At 69.6% G+C, this 17,776-nt stretch carries 19 protein-coding genes; all 19 read left to right on the top strand.

The window, feature by feature from the left end:
* The first annotated feature begins 3 nt into the window (after positions 1 to 3).
* The 19 genes from QN206_12045 (at position 4) to ispH (ending at position 17,764) form a co-directional block, all read left to right on the top strand.
* On the top strand, positions 4 to 321 hold the full coding sequence (locus QN206_12045; GenBank protein ID MDR7615536.1) for a hypothetical protein: 318 nt from the start codon (positions 4 to 6) through the stop codon (positions 319 to 321).
* A 63-nt stretch (positions 322 to 384) separates the two neighbouring features.
* Positions 385 to 594: a hypothetical protein gene (locus QN206_12040; protein ID MDR7615535.1), complete on the top strand. Its 210-nt coding sequence runs from the start codon at positions 385 to 387 to the stop codon at positions 592 to 594.
* A 9-nt stretch (positions 595 to 603) separates the two neighbouring features.
* Positions 604 to 1,710: a hypothetical protein gene (locus tag QN206_12035; GenBank protein ID MDR7615534.1), complete on the top strand. Its 1,107-nt coding sequence runs from the start codon at positions 604 to 606 to the stop codon at positions 1,708 to 1,710.
* Positions 1,707 to 4,040: a xanthine dehydrogenase family protein molybdopterin-binding subunit gene (locus QN206_12030; GenBank protein ID MDR7615533.1), complete on the top strand. Its 2,334-nt coding sequence runs from the start codon at positions 1,707 to 1,709 to the stop codon at positions 4,038 to 4,040. Before QN206_12035 ends, QN206_12030 begins: the two co-directional genes overlap by 4 nt.
* A gap of 33 nt (positions 4,041 to 4,073) precedes the next feature.
* The gene (locus tag QN206_12025; protein MDR7615532.1) at positions 4,074 to 5,642 is read left to right on the top strand and encodes an ABC transporter substrate-binding protein; all 1,569 of its coding nucleotides are present in this window, start codon (positions 4,074 to 4,076) and stop codon (positions 5,640 to 5,642) included.
* 28 nt (positions 5,643 to 5,670) lie between these two features.
* The gene (locus QN206_12020; protein ID MDR7615531.1) at positions 5,671 to 6,753 is read left to right on the top strand and encodes a Zn-dependent alcohol dehydrogenase; all 1,083 of its coding nucleotides are present in this window, start codon (positions 5,671 to 5,673) and stop codon (positions 6,751 to 6,753) included.
* Positions 6,754 to 6,786: 33 nt separating this feature from the next.
* Positions 6,787 to 7,746: an ABC transporter permease gene (locus QN206_12015; GenBank protein MDR7615530.1), complete on the top strand. Its 960-nt coding sequence runs from the start codon at positions 6,787 to 6,789 to the stop codon at positions 7,744 to 7,746.
* Positions 7,739 to 8,629, top strand: a complete 891-nt coding sequence (locus tag QN206_12010; protein MDR7615529.1) for an ABC transporter permease — start codon at positions 7,739 to 7,741, stop codon at positions 8,627 to 8,629. Before QN206_12015 ends, QN206_12010 begins: the two co-directional genes overlap by 8 nt.
* An 11-nt stretch (positions 8,630 to 8,640) precedes the next feature.
* Positions 8,641 to 9,666, top strand: a complete 1,026-nt coding sequence (locus QN206_12005) for a zinc-binding dehydrogenase (protein ID MDR7615528.1) — start codon at positions 8,641 to 8,643, stop codon at positions 9,664 to 9,666.
* A gap of 31 nt (positions 9,667 to 9,697) precedes the next feature.
* On the top strand, positions 9,698 to 10,759 hold the full coding sequence (locus QN206_12000; protein ID MDR7615527.1) for an alcohol dehydrogenase catalytic domain-containing protein: 1,062 nt from the start codon (positions 9,698 to 9,700) through the stop codon (positions 10,757 to 10,759).
* Positions 10,756 to 11,385 carry an isochorismatase family cysteine hydrolase gene (locus QN206_11995; GenBank protein MDR7615526.1) on the top strand — a complete coding sequence of 210 codons (630 nt, stop codon included), beginning with the start codon at positions 10,756 to 10,758 and terminating at the stop codon, positions 11,383 to 11,385. The genes QN206_12000 and QN206_11995 overlap by 4 nt, the downstream gene beginning before the upstream one ends.
* Positions 11,386 to 11,433: 48 nt before the next feature.
* A complete protein-coding gene (locus QN206_11990; GenBank protein MDR7615525.1) occupies positions 11,434 to 12,177 on the top strand; it encodes a ScpA family protein in 744 nt (247 codons plus the stop codon).
* Positions 12,174 to 12,740, top strand: coding sequence for an SMC-Scp complex subunit ScpB (gene scpB / locus QN206_11985; GenBank protein ID MDR7615524.1), 567 nt, complete (start codon positions 12,174 to 12,176; stop codon positions 12,738 to 12,740). The genes QN206_11990 and scpB overlap by 4 nt, the downstream gene beginning before the upstream one ends.
* A complete protein-coding gene (locus tag QN206_11980) occupies positions 12,737 to 13,831 on the top strand; it encodes a D-alanyl-D-alanine carboxypeptidase family protein (GenBank protein MDR7615523.1) in 1,095 nt (364 codons plus the stop codon). The genes scpB and QN206_11980 overlap by 4 nt, the downstream gene beginning before the upstream one ends.
* A gap of 32 nt (positions 13,832 to 13,863) precedes the next feature.
* Positions 13,864 to 14,766, top strand: coding sequence for a cobalamin-binding protein (locus QN206_11975; protein MDR7615522.1), 903 nt, complete (start codon positions 13,864 to 13,866; stop codon positions 14,764 to 14,766).
* Between the two features lie 4 nt (positions 14,767 to 14,770).
* Positions 14,771 to 15,556, top strand: coding sequence for a heme ABC transporter ATP-binding protein (locus QN206_11970; GenBank protein MDR7615521.1), 786 nt, complete (start codon positions 14,771 to 14,773; stop codon positions 15,554 to 15,556).
* The gene (gene cmk, locus QN206_11965; GenBank protein MDR7615520.1) at positions 15,538 to 16,218 is read left to right on the top strand and encodes a (d)CMP kinase; all 681 of its coding nucleotides are present in this window, start codon (positions 15,538 to 15,540) and stop codon (positions 16,216 to 16,218) included. The genes QN206_11970 and cmk overlap by 19 nt, the downstream gene beginning before the upstream one ends.
* Positions 16,215 to 16,868, top strand: coding sequence for a lysophospholipid acyltransferase family protein (locus QN206_11960; GenBank protein ID MDR7615519.1), 654 nt, complete (start codon positions 16,215 to 16,217; stop codon positions 16,866 to 16,868). The genes cmk and QN206_11960 overlap by 4 nt, the downstream gene beginning before the upstream one ends.
* 47 nt (positions 16,869 to 16,915) lie before the next feature.
* Complete coding sequence (gene ispH, locus QN206_11955; GenBank protein ID MDR7615518.1) at positions 16,916 to 17,764, top strand: 4-hydroxy-3-methylbut-2-enyl diphosphate reductase; 849 nt, start codon at positions 16,916 to 16,918, stop codon at positions 17,762 to 17,764.
* The last annotated feature ends 12 nt before the right edge of the window (positions 17,765 to 17,776 follow it).

Below are 17,776 nucleotides of genomic sequence, written 5' to 3'. Positions count from 1 at the left end.
GGCATGCAGAACGGGCGATGGGAGATCGTGGACCCCACGGGAGGGAGGCTGTGGGGGAAGGGAGATCAGACGGCCGCTCCCCTTCCCCAGACGCGGCTGGAACCGGAGCGGCTGCGGGGGCTCCGGTGTGGAATGCTGGACAACTCCAAGCCAGGCTCGGAACGCCTGCTGAAGGAGCTCGCTGGACAGCTCGCGGACCGGTACGGAATCTCCGTGGGACCCTTCGTGGTGAAGGGATTCCCCTCCGTTCCCGCCACGGAGGAGGAGCTGCGGCGGGTGACGGAGGGGGTGGACTTGGTCCTCACGGGTGTTGGGGACTGAGGGTCCTGCAGCGCGTGCAGTGTGCACGACGCCATCACCTTGGTTGAGCGGGGAATCCCGGCGGTGGCCGTGATCACGGAGCCCTTCGTGCCCACGGTGCGGGCCATCCAGGCCACCCGGAAGGCGCAGGAGCCGTGGTTCGTGGTGATGCCCCATCCTCTCGCGAATCTGACCCCGCAGGAGGTCAGGGAGCGGGCCACACGGCTCGTAGAGCCCGTGGTGGCGCGCCTGCTTCGGGCCATGGATCAGATCCGGGCGGTGCCTGGCGGGTAAGGAGGGGAGATGCGGGGGGCGCCGGAGTTCGTGGAACTGGTGGAGTACTTGATGGATCAGGGATGCACGGACGGGCTGCCCGTCCTTCCGCCCCTGCGGTCGCTCGTGGACCGGATGGTGGAGGCCTCAGGGCGACGGGCGGACGAGGTCCTCGGAATCGTGCCGCCCCGGAACACGCCCGCTACCGTGGAGCTCGTGGCCGCAAACGCGGTCATGGCGGGATGCCGGCCGGAGTACATGCCCGTGGTGCTGGCGGCGGTGGAGGCGATCCTGGACCCCGCGTTCAACCTGCAGGCGGTGGCCTGCACCACCGCGGGCCCCGGCCTGCTCGTCATCGTGAACGGCCCAGTCCGGAAGTGGATCGGGATCAACTGCCGGGAGCGGCTGTTCGGTCCCGGGAATCGGGCCAATGCCACCATCGGACGGGTGCTGCGACTCCTGCTCATCAACTTGGGCGGTTCCCTGGAGACGGACCGGTCCACCTTCGGGCACCCCGGGCAGTACACGTACTGCATCGGGGAGGACGAAGAAGGCAGCCCCTGGGCCCCCTTCCACGTGGATCAGGGGTACGCGGCCCAGGACAGCGTGGTCACCGTGATGGCCTGCCGGGGTCCCAGCACCGTGGGATACTTCGACCCGGACGGGAACGGAGAACGGCTCCTGCGGGCCATCGCGGACGCCATGTCCCCCGTCCCCGCCTTCGGCCCCGTGGGCTACACGGAGTACCTGCTTCTCATCGGGCCCGAGCACCGGGCCCTCCTCGCCCGGGAGGGCTGGACGAAGGCGGAGATCCGGAGATTCCTGCGGGAGCACGCCCGGCGCCGGGCCGGGGATTTCCGGACCATCGGGGACAACCGCAAGGGCGGGTACGTGTTGGGGGAGCCCCGGCGGTGGGTGGAGGAAGGAGATCCGGACGATCGCTGGGTACACCTGATCCGGGATCCCTCGGATGTGCACGTCCTCAGCGCGGGCGGTGCCGCCGGTGCCTTTTCCGTGCTGATCGGGGTCATGCCCCGGCGGCTCAGCACCTGGCAGAGCCGCCGGGTGCGGGAAGCAGGGATTGCCGTCCCGGGGACGAATACTGCCAGGGAGACCATGAGGGAGACGGGAGCATGACGGGAGAATGGACGTGGCTGGGGCGCCAGGTACGCCGCATTGAGGATCCCAAGCTTCTGCAGGGAAAGGGAGCCTACCTCGACGACCTCAACCCCAGCGGGGTCCTCCACGTGGCCCTGGTCCGCAGCCCCCACGCGCACGCGCGGATCGTGGAGGTGGACCCTTCCGAGGCCCTCCGCCAGCCCGGGGTCGTACAGGTCCTCCTGGCCCAGGATCTCGAGATCCAGGATGTCCCGGTGATGGGGCCTCCCGGGACCCAACCCGTACCGCATCCCGTGCTGGCCCGGGAGGTGGTGCGGTACGTGGGACAGCCCGTGGCCGCGGTGCTCGCGGAGAGCCCGGCGGCCGCGGAGGACGGGGCCGCGATGGTGCGGGTCACCTACGAGCCCCTCGAGGCGGTGGCGGATCCCCTGGAGGCCCTCGAGGGACGCCGGCTGGTCCACGAGCACCTGGGGAACAACGTGGGCCTTCGGCTGAACATCCGACAGGGAGAGGTGGAGGAGGCGTTCCGGAGTGCCGCGCGCGTGATCCGCCAGCGGATGTGGAACCAGCGGCTCGCGGCAGCCCCCATGGAACCCCGGGGGGTACTCGCGGAGTGGGACGGGGTTCGGGAGCAGCTCACCGTGTGGGCCTCCACGCAGCTCCCTCACAGCCTGCGGGACACCCTGGCGCGGGCCTTGAAGCTCGATGCGAACCAGGTCCGGGTCATCACCCCCGACGTGGGCGGCGGCTTCGGCCTCAAGCTCAACGCCTTCCCGGAAGACGTCCTGGTCGCGTACCTCGCGCAGCGGCGGGGGCGTCCGGTGAAGTGGGTGGAGCGCCGCAGCGAGAGCATGGTGGCGAGCGCCCACGGTCGGAGCCAACTGTGCGACCTGGAGCTGGCGTGCGACGGGCGGGCCCGGGTGATCGGGCTACGGGCCCGCATTGTGGGAGATCTCGGAGCCTACGCGGTCACCACCACCCTGGTCATCGCGGGCATGACGGCCCGGATGCTCACGGGTCCCTACCGCATCCCCGCGGTGGACATCGAGGTGGTGGGGGTGTACACGAACAAAACCCCTTCCGGTGCGTACCGGGGCGCAGGCCGTCCGGAGGCCACCTACTATCTGGAGCGGGGGATGGATCTCGTGGCCCGGGAATTCGGGCTGGATCCCGCGGAGGTGCGGCGCCGCAACCTCCTCCCCAGGGGGGCGTTCCCGTACCGCACGCCCACGGGATTGCGGTACGACAGCGGTGACTACCACCGGGCCCTCCGGGTCCTCCTCGAGAAGGCGGACTATCCGAAGCTGCGGAAGGAACAGGAGCAGGCCCGAAAGGAAGGGCGGCTGGTGGGGATCGGCCTCTCCACGTACGTGGAGATCTGCGCCTTCGGGTGGGAGTGGGCGAAGGTCCGGATGAACGCGGACGGGACCGCGGTGGTGTTCACGGGGACTTCTCCCCATGGTCAGGGGGACGCGACGGGGTTCGCCCAGATCGCGGCCGAGAAGCTGGGGATCGATCCTTACAAGGTGCGGGTGGTCCACGGGGACACCTTGGCCATCCCCATGGGCGGGGGGACGGGGGGGAGCCGCACCCTGGTGGTGGGAGGCTCCGCCATCCTGCGGGCCGCGGAGAAGGTGCGGCGCAAGCTCCTCCGAATCGCCGCGCATCTCCTGGAGGCCCCCGTGGCGGATCTGGAGCTGCGGGAAGGGCGGGTATCCGTGCGGGGCGTGCCGGATCGATCCTTATCGGTGGCGGAGGTCGCGGCCGCCGCGTATCAGCCCATGCGCCTCCCGAAAGGGATGGAACCCGGACTGGAGGAGTCTGCCACCTTCGCCATCCCCTCCAACACCTTCCCCTTCGGAGCCCACCTCTGCCTGGTGGAGGTGGATCGGGAGACGGGGGAGGTGTCCGTCCTCCGGTACGTAGCGGTGGACGACGTGGGCGTGATGGTCAACCCCCTGCTGGTGGCCGGTCAGATCCAGGGAGGGATCGTGCAGGCCCTCGGCCAGGCCCTCCTGGAAGAGGTGGCGTACGGCCAGGACGGGCAACCCCTCGTCTCAAGCCTGGCGGACTACTCCATCCCCCGGGCCACGCACGTCCCTCCGCTTGAGCTGTACCACACCGTTACCCCTTCGCCCACGAATCCCCTGGGGGCGAAGGGCGTCGGGGAGTCGGGGACCATCGGGGGGACACCGGCCTTCGTGAACGCGGTGGTGGACGCCCTCGCTCCGCTCGGGGTGCGACATCTGGACATGCCCCTGAGGGCGGAGAAGGTGTGGCGGATCCTCCGGCAGGCTCCTCTGGAGGGCCGGGTTCCGGCCTCCGTGGGCTCTCCGGAGGGAAGGTGAACCGAGGGGGGAGCGGCGATCCGGAGATGGGAGGTGGGGAACGTGGATGCCCGTGGACGGACCCTGGGGATCTCCCTCGCTCTGGTGGCGGCTCTTGTAGTCACGCTGGGAGGAGGCGAGTTCGGCCTTGCAGGACCCGCGGAGCAGAAACCGCGGGGTGGCGTGCTGCGGATCGCGGAGGGGGCTTCGCCCGGAGGGCCATTTGGCGTGCCCTGGGTCATGCCGGTGTTCGGGATCCTTCCTGCGGTTCCGGTGTACGAGACGTTGGTCTGGGTGGACGCGTACGGCCGAGTATTCCCCAAACTGGCGGAGCGGTGGGAGATCGCCCCGGACCGGAAAGCGCTGACCTTCCGGTTGCGCCGGGGCGTCCTGTTCCACGATGGGACAGAGCTCAGTGCGGAGGCAGTGAAATTCAGCTTGGAGAACTTCCTCCGGGTGGGACGACTCCCGAAGTACATCCGTTCCGTGGACGTCCTGGACCGGTACGTGGTGCGGGTGAACCTGGAGAAGTGGGACAACGGCGTGTTCCTCTCCCTCGGGGGGAGCGCCGCCCTGATCGCGTCTCCCAGCACCATACAGAGGCTCGGGCAGGAGCGGGCCCAGTGGCAGCCGGTGGGCACCGGACCCTTCCGGATCACCCGCTATGACCCAAGCGCGTACGCACACTACGTGCGGTTCGACCGGTACTGGGATCGGCCCAAGCCCTACCTGGATCGCATCGAGCTGCGCTTCTTCCCTCAGGCGGAGCCCCTCACCATTCAGGCGGCCCTCCTCGCGGGCGAGGTGGACATGGCCCGGTTCGCGGACCCTCAGATCATCAATCAGCTTCGGGCCACGGGCCGGTTCCAGGTGATCACCGGTCCTCCCTCGCGGGGCATCCTGATGCTGATTCCCGATAGCGCTCTTCCGGACTCCCCCTTTGCGGATCGCCGGGTGCGGGAAGCCCTGGGCTATGCCTTGGACCGGGTCTCCTTGGCCCGGGTTCTGGGGGCAGGGCTGGGAGAACCCTGGTCTCAGATCGCGCCGCCGGAAAGCCCCGCGGTCTTACCGGACTACCGGGGCCCGACGTATAACCCTGAGCGGGCAAGAGAGCTCCTCGCCCAGGCCGGGTACCCGAACGGCTTCGGTACGCGCTTGATCCCTGCCTTCTACCTGCAAAGGGACGTGGGGGTTGCCCTCCAGGGGGCTCTGCAGGCGGTGGGGATCCGGGCGGATTTGGAGATCCCCCCCGTGGGCCGCTACTATGAGTATCAGCAGAAGGGATGGCGGGGACTTCTGGCGCACATCTACGGGTACTTCCCGAATTTTAACACGTACATCCAGTTCTACCTCGGCCCTACGGCCCGGGAGGTCTGGGCGAGCCTGAAACGCCCGGAGGGTCTAGAGAAGGTGCTGGAGGAGTCCACGGGCACCCTGACCCCGCAACGTCACAAGCTCCAGCAGCTCCACCGGATGCTGCTGCAGGACCACACCGTGATCCCCGTGTACACCTCTCCCGGAGCCGCGGTGGTGGCCCGGAGGGAGGTGCGGGATACCGGTCACCTCCAGGGTCAGACGTGGCCTTGGTGGAAACCCGCAGAGGCGTGGTGGGCGAGACGATGAACGGACAAAATCCCCAGGAGGCGAACCGATGAAGGCGGCGGTACTCCAGGAGGCCAAAAAGCCCCTGGTGATCCAGGAGGTGGAGATCGACGAGCCCGGTCCCCGGGAGGTGGTGGTGCGCACCGTGGCCGCGGGGGTGTGCCACAGCGACCTGCACATCGCGGACGGCGATCTGCCCGCCCCCCTTCCCATGGTGCTCGGACACGAGGCGGCGGGCGTGGTGGAGAAGGTGGGGGGCCTCGTGACCCGGGTCAGGCCGGGGGACCACGTGGTGGTGTGCGTGACCGCCTTCTGCGGGCAGTGCGACAAGTGCCTCACGGGCCACCTGAACCTCTGCCGCAGCCCGTACACGCGACGGGATCCCTCCGAACCCCCGCGCCTACGGCGGAACGGGCAGCCCGTGAACCAGTTCGCGAACGTGGGGGCCTTTGCGGAGAAGATGCTGATCCACGAGAACGCGGTGGTGAAGATTCCGGAGGATGTGCCGCTCGAGGCCGCCGCGTTGTTGAGCTGCGGAGTCCTTACGGGAGTGGGCGCGGTGTTCAACACCGCCAAGGTGCAGCCGGGGAGCACCGTAGCGGTGTTCGGATTGGGGGGAGTGGGGATCTCCGTGGTGCAGGGAGCCTATCTCGCGGGGGCACGCCGGATCATCGCGGTGGACATCCTGCCGCAGAAGCTCGAGATCGCGAAACGGTTTGGAGCCACGGACGTGGTGAACGCCTCGGAGGTGGACCCGGTGGAGGCCATCCTGCGGTTGACCGGTGAAGGGGTGGACTACTCCTTTGCCGTCGTCGGGTCTCCCAAGGTGTACCGGCAGTGCGTGGACTGCCTGGCCCCCCTGGGAACCGCCACCATCATCGGGGTGCCCTCCGTCACGGACACCCTGGAGCTGGAGCCGCGGCAGATCCTGCGGGAACGGCGCCTGCAGGGATCCGTCATGGGGTCCAACCGGTTCCCCGTGGACATCCCGCGGTACCTGGACCTGTACCGGCAGGGGCGGTTGAAGCTGGACGAGATGGTGAGCCGGAAGGCGGGGCTGGAGCACGTGAACGAGAGCTTCGAGTGGATGCGCAAGGGGGAGGTGATCCGCACCGTCCTCACCTTCCCGTAAGCTCGCGGGATCGAGACGGAGGTGGTGAACCAGGTGAGCACTTACATTCTGCGGAGGTTCCTGCAGTCCCTGTTGGTCGTTTGGCTGCTGAGCGTGGTGGTGTTCCTGCTCATGCGGCTCCTTCCGGGGGATCCCGTGCTCATGTTGATCACCGCGGAGGAGTTCGAGGCGGCCTCGGAGGAACGCCTCGCTCTCCTCCGGAAGGAATTCGGCCTGGACCAGCCCCTCCCCGTCCAGTACGTGCGGTGGTTGTGGGGCCTGGTGACCCGGGGAGATCTGGGAATCTCCATCATCCAGCGGGTGGACGTGCGGTCGGAGATCGCCAAGAGGCTCCCCATCTCCCTCCACATCGGGGTCACCGCCCTGGTGGTGGGGGGAGTGGTGGGGGTGTTCCTAGGGATCGTCAGCGCCCTGCGCCGGGGGACGTGGCTGGATACCCTGGTCACCTTCATCGCGAACATCGGCATCACCGCCCCCAGCTTCTGGCTGGCGATCCTGTTCATCTACATCTTCGGGTTGCGCCTGCGGTGGCTGCCCATTTTCGGGTACACGAGTCCGTTCGAGGACTTCTGGATGAGCTTTCGGCAGAGCGTAATGCCCGTGATCGTGCTGGCCACCCTCCCCATGGCCGCCCTGGCCCGGCAGGCCCGGTCCAGCATGCTGGAGGTCCTGCGGCAGGACTACATCCGTACCGCACGGGCCAAGGGCGTGGTTGAGCGGCAGGTGATCTCCAAGCACGCCCTGAAGAACGCCCTCATCCCCGTGGTCACCATCGCGGGATTGCTGTTGAATTTCGTCATCGGTGGAACCGTGGTGATCGAGACGGTGTTCAACATCCCGGGGTTGGGGCGGCTGGCGGTGGACAGCGTGGTGGCCAAGGACTATCCCGTGGTCCAGGGCTTTGCCCTGCTCACGGGGATCACCACGACCATGATCACGCTGATGGTAGATTTGATGTACGGATTCCTGGACCCGAGGATTCGATATGGCTAGGGTGGCGGAGTGGACGGCGGTCGCACGGCCGGCGCGGGGGGTGGTCAGTGCCAGGGTCCGGCGGGTCCTCTTCTCGCGCCCTCTGGTGGTGTTCGGACTCGTGGTGGTCGGGATGTTCCTCATTTCGGCCCTCTTCGCTCCCCTGCTGGCCCCCTACGATCCGTATGCGCAGGACCTCCGGAACGTCCTCCAGAGGCCCAGCGCGGAGCACTGGCTGGGCACGGACGCCCTGGGACGGGACGTCCTGAGCCGCCTCATCTACGGGGCCAGGACCTCCCTGATCGTGGCCGTGGGGGCGGTCCTCATGGGAGGGGCGACGGGCGTGATCCTGGGGCTCATCGCGGGGTTCGTGGGAGGAAGAGTCGGGGTGTTCATCATGCGGTGCATGGACGCCCTCATGGCCATGCCCCCTCTGGTGTTCACCCTGGTCATCACCTCCCTCCTGGGAGCAGGGGTCCGGAACGTGATGGTGGCGCTCGCGGTGGCCTTCATCCCCGGGTACACCCGGCTGACCTTCGGTCAGACCCTCTCCGTGAAGGAGAACGAGTACGTGATCGCGGCCCAGGCCCTAGGGGCCAGCACGAGCCGCATCATGTTCCGCCACATCCTCCCCAACTGCCTCTCGCCCCTCATCGTGCAGGCAAGCCTGAGCCTGGGCGGGGCCATGCTCATCGAGGGGAGCCTGAGCTTCCTGGGGGTCGGCATCAAGCCGCCTACCCCCGCCTGGGGATCCATGGTGCTGGAGGGATATCGGTTCCTCACCAGCTTCCCCATCCTGTCCCTCGCGCCGGGCCTGGCGTTGATGATCGTGGTGTTCGCCTTCAACATGGTGGGGGACGGCATCCGGGACGCCCTGGATCCGAGACTCCGCGGGGTCGTGTGAGGAGGATGCGGATGCGGGCGGTGGTGATCCGAGAGCACGGGGGACCGGAGGTGCTGCGGCTGGAGGAGGTTCCGGTCCCCGAAGTTCCTCCTGGGCATGTTCGGGTGCGGATCCGGGCCGCGGCCATGAACCACCTCGACCTGTGGGTGCGCCGCGGGCCCGCGGGTCGGTGGCCCCTTCCCCTCATCCTCGGCTCCGACGGCGCGGGCGTGGTGGAGGCGGTGGGGGAGGGGGTGACCGGGGTGCGGGTGGGAGACGAGGTGGCCCTGAGCCCCGGGATCTCCTGCGGGCAGTGTCCCGCGTGCATCCGGGGGACCGACAACCTCTGCCCCCAGTACGGGCTCCTGGGGGCCAGACGGAACGGGACCAACGCGGAGTTCGTGGTGGTCCCCGCGGTGAACGTGCTCCCCAAGCCCGCAAACCTCACCTTCGAGGAAGCCGCGGCCTTCCCCCTCGTGTTCCTCACCGCATGGAACATGCTGGTGACCCAGGCCCGCGTGCGTCCGGGAGAGGATGTGGTGATCTGGGGCGCAGGGAGCGGGGTTGGGAGCGCGGGCATTCAGATCGCCAAGGCCCACCACGCCCGGGTGATCGCCATCGCGGGGGACGACTGGAAGCTGGAGCGGGCCCGAGCCCTGGGCGCGGACGAGGGGATCAACTACAAGCGGGAGGACGTGGCGGAGCGGGTGCGGGAGCTCACCGGCGGCAAGGGCGCGGACGTGGTCTTCGACCACGTAGGTGCGGCCACGTGGGAGGTGAGCCTCCGGAGCCTCCGGCGGGGCGGGCGGCTCGTGTTGTGCGGGGCCACCACGGGATCGGTGGTGCAGACGGACATCCGGTACATCTTCGGCAAGGCAGTGACCGTGTACGGGACGTACATGGGCGGGAAGTGGGAGCTGTGGGAGCTGTTGCCCCTCATCGAGCGGGGCGTTCTCAAGCCCGTGGTGGACCGGGTGTTCCCCCTGTCCGAGGTCCGGGAGGCGCATGCCTTCCTGGAGGCCGGGCAGCAGTTCGGGAAGGTCGTTCTGGTGCCGTGAGGCTTGTTGTGCGGCACAGGGAGGTGGGGTGGTGCGGGCGGCGGTGATGGTGGGGTTTCGGGAGCCGCTGGTGATCCAGGAGCTCCCGGATCCGGAACCGGGTCCCACGGACGCGGTGGTCCGGGTGCACGCGTGCGGGATCTGCCGCACGGACTGGCACGTCTGGCAGGGAGACTGGGGATGGCTGGGCAGGGCCCCGACCCTTCCCGTGGTGCCCGGACACGAGCTGGCGGGCGTGGTGGAGGCGGTGGGGGAAGGGGTGCGGTCCGTTCGGGTGGGGGACCGGGTAACGGTGCCCTTCCACGTGGCCTGCGGCAGGTGCGAGTACTGCTCCGCCGGCCGTTCCAACCTGTGTCTGACGGGGGGCGGGCTTGGCGTGCGCCGCAACGGGGGGTACGCGGAGAAGGTTCTGATCCCGGAGGCGGACGTGAATCTGCTGCGGCTCCCGGAGAACATCGGGTTCATCAGCGCCGCCGCCTTGGGCTGCCGGTATATGACCGCCTACCACGGAATCGTGGACCGGGCCCAGCTGCGGCCCGGGGAGTGGGTGGCGATCTTCGGGGTGGGCGGGGTGGGGCTCAGCGCGGTGCAGATCAGCAGCGCCCTCGGAGCACGGCCCATCGCGGTGGACATCCGGGAGGACAAGCTGGAGAAGGCACGGGCAGAAGGCGCGGTGGCCACGGTGAACGCCGCGCGCGGGGATCCCGTGGAGGCCATCCGGGCCCTCACGGGGGAAGGGGCGGACATCACCGTGGAGGCCCTGGGGAGCGAGGAGACCACGGTGCCCGCAGTCCTGGCCCTGCGACGAGGGGGACGGCACGTGCAGATCGGCCTCACCAGTCAGAAGGAGCAGGGAAGGGTCTCCATCCCCGTGGACTACCTGGTGCGACACGAGATCTCCTTTCTCGGAAGTTTCGGCTGCCCCGTGGCGAGCCACCGGGGTCTGTTGAACCTGGTGGCCATGGGCAAGGTGGATCCCGGACGGCTCGTGACCCAGACCGTGTCCTTGGAGGAGTCCACGGAGGTCCTGCAGGCCATGAGCGAGTTCGGCACCTTGGGGTTCCACGTGATCGTGCCCGGAGGGAATCCATGAAGCTGGAAGAGAAGGTCCGACCCCAACACACCGCGCTCCTGGTGATCGACATGCAGAACGACTTCTGCCATCCGGAAGGTGCTTGGGGGAAGCTCGGCATGCCCCTGGAGGCCACCCACCGGATGCTCCCCCGCCTGGAAGCCCTCCTCCGGCATGCCCGAACCGCAGGGGTGCAGGTGGTGTTCGTGGGGACGCACTACCTCCCGGAGGTGCTCACCCCGGTGTGGACGGAGCGCCGCGCGCACCGGCGGCGGGTCAGCATGCTGCGGCCCGGAACGTGGGGCGCGGAGTTCGTGCTCCCGCCTCAGCCGCAGGACCTCGTGCTCTACAAGCACCGGTACAGCGCGTTCTTCGGAACCTCCCTGGACCTCGTGCTGCGGGGCCGGGGGATCCGGACGGTGGTGCTCACGGGGACCGTGACCAACGTATGCGTGGAGACCACGGCCCGGGATGCCTGTCAGCGGGAGTACTACGTGGTGGTGGTGGAGGACTGCTGCTCCGCCCTCTCCGAGGAGGATCACCGGGCGTCCCTCCGGAACCTGGACCGCTACTTCGGGGAAGTGGTCTCCTCGGACGCCCTGCTCCGGGTGTGGAGCACGGTCGCCGTGGCTTCTCCGGGAGCGTGAACTTTCCCGTCCTGATCCGGCCCCGTTCCTCCGCCCGAGGGCGTTTCCGTGACCCGAGACGAGCCGTTGATCCGGATCCCGGGATTCGAGGGGACGGTCTCGGAGGCCGTGCGCCGGGCTCAGGTAGGGGAGCTGGACCTGAGGGAGGTCTCGGTCGCGGAGGCCATCCGCTCGGTCCTGGACGCCCTGCCGGAAGAGGACCTCGAGGCCCGGACCCACTTCCTCCAGCAGGCGGCGATGCTGGTGGCCCTCAAGAGCCTGCAGCTCCTCCCCGCCCGACCCGCCCCCGGGGTGAACGTGGAGGAAGCCGACGCGGAGGCGGAATCCCCCATGGAGGTGAACCTGGAAGCGTACCGGGCATTCCGGGACGTGGCAAGCGCCCTGGCGGCCTTGGAAGCCGTGCAGAGCCGGGTGTTCACCCGGCCTCCCGTGGAGGTGGATCCCTCGGAGCTTCCCCTGGTGGGGGTCTCCGTGGAAGACCTGCTCGCGGCGTTCCGTCGCGTGCTCGAGCGCAGCCGCGAGGTGGTGGAGGAGATTCCCGCCGCGGGCGTGAGCGTGGAGGAGCGGGCGGCCTTCATCCTGCGGACCCTGGCGGCCTCTCCCACGGGCGTGGTGTTCGAGGCCCTGTTCCAGCCGGAGGATTCGAGGCTCGTGGTGATCGTCACCTTCCTGGCCCTTCTAGAGCTCGTGCGGCAGGGCCGGATCCGGATCGAGCAGTCCCGGCCGTTCACGCCGATTCGCCTCCGGCTGGCAGAATCCCGTTCGGGTCCACGGTTGGAGGAGGCGGGTTGAGGGAGCGGGTTGAATTCGCCCCCGGGGATCGCCGCACGTTGCTGGGGGCTCTGGAATGCCTGCTCCTCGTGAGCGGCGGCCCCGTACCCCCCGAGCGGTTGGCGAGGGTGGTGGGGTGCTCCGTGGAGGAGATGCGGGCCCTGCTCCAGGAGCTCCAGCGGGCGTACGAGGGGCGAGGCCTCATGATCCAGGAGGTGGGGGGCGGGTATCAACTGTGCACGCGGCCCGAGTACGGGGAGTTCGTCCGGCGGTTTTTGGATCTGCAGCCAGAGCCCCTCTCCCGGGCTGTCCTGGAAACCCTGGCCATCGTGGCCTACCGCCAGCCCGTAACCCGGTCGGAGATCGAGGCCATCCGGGGAGCCCGCAGCGACGCCCACCTCCGACGCCTCCTCGATCGGGGCCTGATCCGGGAGGTGGGGCGTAGGCCCGGTCCCGGGCACCCCGTGGAGTACGGCACCACCGAGCTGTTCCTCCGGCGGTTCGGACTGCGGGACCTCTCGGACCTCCCCCCTCTGGGGGAGGTCCAGGTAAAGGACGCCCTCCGGGGAAGGGAGCGGTCATGAGGGCCCGGGCAGTAGGGTTGCTGCTGACCGTCGGGCTCCTGGCGTCCCCGGCCCGCGGAAGCGCGCCGCCGCAGGTGGAGGCGACGGCCTTCGTGCTCCTCGAGGAGCGTACGGGCCAGGTCCTCCTGGCCCGCAACCCGGACCTCCCGCGTCCGCCTGCCAGCACCACGAAGATCCTCACGGCCCTCCTGGTCCTGGAGAACCTCCCCTTGGACCGCGTGGTCAGGATCTCGGCCAGGGCTGCCGCGCAGCGTGAGGGATCCTCCGTGGGGCTCGAGGTGGGGGAGCGGCGGACCGTGCGGGAGCTGCTCTACGCGCTCCTCGTGAAGTCCGCAAACGACGCCGCGGTGGCCTTGGCGGAGGCGGTGGACGGGTCCGTGGAGGGGTTCGTCCGGCGGATGAACGCCCGGGCCTGGGCCCTGGGGGCCCGGAACACGCACTTCGTGAACCCGCACGGCCTCCATCAACCCGGCCACTACACCACCGCTTCCGATCTTGCCCGCCTCGCCCGGGCCGCGCTCCGGAATCCCGTCTTCCGGGAGATCGTCCGCACGCGGGAGTACGAGTATCCGGGTCTCCAAGGGCCTCTTCGCCTGCTCAACGGCAACCGGCTCCTGGGCCACTACCCGGGGGCAGACGGGGTCAAAACGGGATGGACGGCCGAGTCCGGACGGTGCCTGGTGGCCTCCGCCACCCGGAACGGTCGCCGTCTCCTCGTGGTGCTCCTGAACGCTCCCCAGGTGTTCCGAGACGCCGCCCGGCTGCTGGACTACGGCTTTGAGGAGTTCGAGCTCCGGGTCTTCGCGCAGCGGGGAGCGGTGGTGGGGTCGTTCCAGATCGCAGGAGGCCTGACCGTGCCGGTGGTGGCCGCCCGCGACCTCGTGGTCTCCCTCCCCCGGGGCACCCGGGCGGTCCTCCGGGTCTGGTCCCATCCGGACCTGCACCCCCCCATCGGGGCGGGGGAGGTCGTGGGAGGGGCGGAGGTGGTGGTGGCCGGCCGGGCGGTCGCCCGGGCCCCGCTCGTGGCCGGAGAGCCGGTTCGGGCGCCCTCCCGGCTTGGGGATCTGTGGCGCCGGCTGTTCCGACGATAAACCTTTGCCGTATACTGCCATGGGTCTGCGTGATGAGGACGCTCACAACCGCGGTGACCGGGTGGCGGTTCCTCGCGACTCTCCTCGCCGGGCTCCTCGCGGGGACGGCGTGGGGATCCGGACCCGTACGGGTACTGGATGCCCTAGGACAGACCCTGACGTTCTCCGCACCGCCCCGTCGCATCGTCTCCCTGGCCCCCAGCATGACGGAGATCCTCTACGCCATCGGCGCGCGGGATCTCGTGGTGGGGGTGTCCTCCGCGGACGACTACCCTCCGGAGGTACGGCGCAAGCCCCAGGTGGGTGGGGTCCACCTGGATTACGAGCGGCTCGCGGCCCTGCGGCCCGATCTCGTGGTGGGCCTTGTGAGCCTCCAGCGGGCGAACCTGGAACGGCTGCGCGGCCTCGGGTACCGGGTCCTGGCTCTGGATCCTCGATCCCTGCAGGACACCTATCGGGCCATCCTCCTCCTGGGCCAGGTGACGGGAAGGACGGAGGGGGCCCGCGGAGTCGTGGAGGGAATGCGGGAGCGGGTGAACAGGATCCGGACCCAGCTGCCCCGCTCCCGGCCGCGGCCCAGGGTCTTCGTGGAGGTCTGGGATCAGCCGTTTCTCACCGCCGCCCGGGGGACCTTCCTGCACGACCTCCTCGGGCTCGCGGGGGGCGAGAACGTCTTCCGGGAACTGGCGGGCTGGCCCCAGGTCTCCGAGGAGCAGATCCTCCGCCGGAACCCGGAGGTCATCCTGGTCCTCCACCCCGGCCGAGACCGGGTGATGCGGCGTCCCGCCTGGCGCCTCCTGGACGCGGTGCGGGCAGGGCGGGTTTACGCGCTCAATCCCTCCTGGGTGACGCGGCCGGGTCCCCGGCTCGTCCTAGGCCTCGAGCAGATCGCGCGCGTCCTCCATCCAGAAGTCACCTGGCAGGAGGAGCGGTAAACCGATGCGGCTTGTGGCGCGCTCGGTCCAGGCGGGGTACGGAGGCGTTCCGGTCCTCCGGGAGGTGACGGTGGAGGTGGGGCCAGGGGAGGTGGTGGCCCTGTGCGGTCCCAACGGTGCGGGCAAGACCACCCTCCTGCGCTGTCTTGCAGGCCTGCTGCGGCCCACCGCGGGCACCGTGCTCCTCGGGGACCGTCCGGTCTCGGACATCCCACCGCGGGAGCGGGCCCGCTGGATCGCGTACCTGCCCCAGGATCCCCTCTGTCCCCCGGGGTTTACGTGCGAGGAAGTGGTCCGCATGGGACGCTACGCGCACGGGGATCTGGAAGCCGACGAGCGGGCGGTACGGGAAGCCATGGACCGCACGAATACCCGACACCTGGCCCGCCGCCCCTTCGGGGCCACGAGCGGGGGGGAACGTCAGCGGGTGCTGCTCGCCCGGGCCCTGGCCCAGAAGGCGCGGGTATTCCTCCTGGATGAGCCCACCGCGCACCTGGACCTCGCGCACCAGGGGGAGACCCTGGAACTCCTGAGGGATCTAGGGGACTCCGGTGCCGCGGTGGTGTGCACCCTGCACGACCTGAACCTGGCCAGTTTGGTGTGTGACCGCATGGTCCTGCTGCGCGAGGGCCGGGTGTACGCCCAGGGCCTCCCGGAGGAGGTGCTCACCGCGGACTCCCTCCGGGCCGTGTACGGGGTGGAGCCCCTGGTGCTCCCGCACCCCCGCTCGGCCCGGCCCGTGATCTTGCCCCCGGCTCTGCGGGGAGGCGCATGCGCCGGCGTCCCGTGATCGCCATCGATGGCCCCATGGGCGCGGGGAAGGGAACGGTGGCGCGCCTGCTGGCGAAGAGGCTGGGATACCGGTACGTGGACACGGGTGCCATGTACCGGGCGGTAGCCTGGCGGGTTCTGCGGGAAGGAATTCCCCCGGAGGACGGGGGACGGGTGGCGGAGCTCGCGCGTGCCCTGGAGCTCCGGATCCAGCCCTCTCCGGAGGGTTTCCGGATCTGGTGCGATGGGGAGGACGTGACGGAGGCCATCCGATCCGTGGAGGTGAACGCGGTGGTGGCCCGGGTGGCTGCGCACCCGGAGGTGCGGGCCTTCCTCACCGCCCGGCAGCGGACGCTTGCGGAGGGGGGAGGAGTGGTGATGGAGGGCCGGGACATCGGCACCGTGGTGGTTCCGGAGGCGGAGCTGAAGATTTACCTGGACGCCTCCCTGGAGGAACGGGCCCGCCGGCGGTGGGCGGAGTTCCAGGCCGCGGGGCTGGAGATCCCATACGAGCGGGTTCTGGAGATCGTGCGCCGCGACGACGAGCTCGCACGGAACCGGGCCGTCGCACCCCTGCGCCGGGCGCCCGATGCCCGGGTGGTGGACACCACGGGCCGAACCCCGGAAGAGGTGGTGGAGGAGATCGCGGCCCTGGCCCGGGCCCTGGAGGGGGAACGGTGAACCATCTGGTGTACCAGGTGAGCAAGGTCTTCCTCCGCGCGGCGTTGCGGTCCCTGTTCCGGATGCGGGTTGTCGGACAGGAACACGAACCCCTCTGTGGCCCTCTCCTCGTGGTCTCCAACCACTGGAGCGCCTTGGATCCCCCGGTGCTGGGGTGCGCGCTCCGCCGGACCGTGCACTTCATGGCGAAGGAGGAGCTGTTCCGGATCCCTCTCCTGCGCGCGTGGATGCGGGCCGTGGGGACGTTCCCCGTGCGACGGGGAGAACCGGACCGGGCCGCCATCCGTACGGCCCTGGACCTCATCCGGCGAGGCGAGGCGGTGGTGATCTTCCCGGAGGGCACCCGAAACCCCCGGGGGTACCTGCTCCCCGCGGAGCCCGGGGCCGCGTTCCTGGCTCTGCGGGCCGGGGCCCCCATCCTCCCCGTGGGGATCCTGGGGACCCTGGAGGCCATGCCCAAGGGAGCCTGGATTCCCAGGCCCCGCAGGATCGAGGTCCGCATCGGACCTCCCTTTCGGCTGGACGGTCTTCCCGGCACCCGGGAGGGGCTGGAGGTGGCCAGCGACCGGATCATGGGGGCCATCGCGGAACTCCTGGGCGTGAAGCCCCCCGTCCGCTCCCGGGAGACCTCCGCGCCGCGGAGGTCGTGAGGGGCTCCCCCGTGGTATGCTGACGGGGGCAGGAGCGGAGGCAGAGGATGCGGGTCATCGTGGCTCGGCACATGGGGTTTTGCGGGGGTGTGCGACGGGCGGTGGAGATCGCCCTCCGCACCGCGGAAAAGCACGGCGCCACGTACACCTGGGGACCGCTCATCCACAACCCGCAGGAGGTGGCCCGCCTAGAAGGGGCGGGCGTGCGGGTGGCCCGGCGGTTGGAGGATCTGGACGGGGAGGCCTTCGTGGTCTCCGCGTACGGGGTGGAGGAGGCGGTCCTGGAGGCGGTCCGTCGCCGGGGGATGGAGATCGTGGACGCCACCTGTCCCGTGGTCACCCGGGCCCACCTCATCGCGGAGCAGCTCGCGGAGGAGGGGTACTTCGTGGTGGCGGTGGGCGATCACGGGCACCCGGAGATGGTCACCCTGAAGGAGAAGCTCGGGGATCGGGTAGCCGTGGTGCACACTCCGGAGGAGGCGGCCCGGCTGCCGCTGCGGGGCAAGGTGGCCGTCGTCTCGCAGACCACCCAGTCCGTGGAGAACTTCCGCCGCATCGTGGGAGACATCGTGCTTCGGGTGCGGGAGACCAAGGTGATCAACACCCTCTGTCCTGCCATCGCCATCCGACAGGAGGAGGCGGAGCGCCTGGTGGCGGAGGTGGATGTCCTCCTCGTACTCGGGGGCCGCCACAGCGCGAACACCACCCGCCTCGCGGAGATCGGGCGACGGCACGGCCGCCCCACCTACCACATTGAGACCCCGGAGGAACTGGATCCAGGCTGGTTCTGGTCGGGCTGCACCGTGGGCGTGATGTCGGGCGCCAGCACGCCCGACTGGATCATCCAGCAGGTGCTCCGCCGTCTCGAGGAGATCCGCGCAGCCCTGGGCGCCTGAACCGCTCCCGTC

This window comes from Armatimonadota bacterium, assembly GCA_031460175.1.
Classification (GTDB): domain Bacteria; phylum Sysuimicrobiota; class Sysuimicrobiia; order Sysuimicrobiales; family Sysuimicrobiaceae; genus Sysuimicrobium; species Sysuimicrobium tengchongense.
Note: the sequence above shows the minus strand (reverse complement) of the source record. Positions and strands in the feature narration are given on the sequence as shown.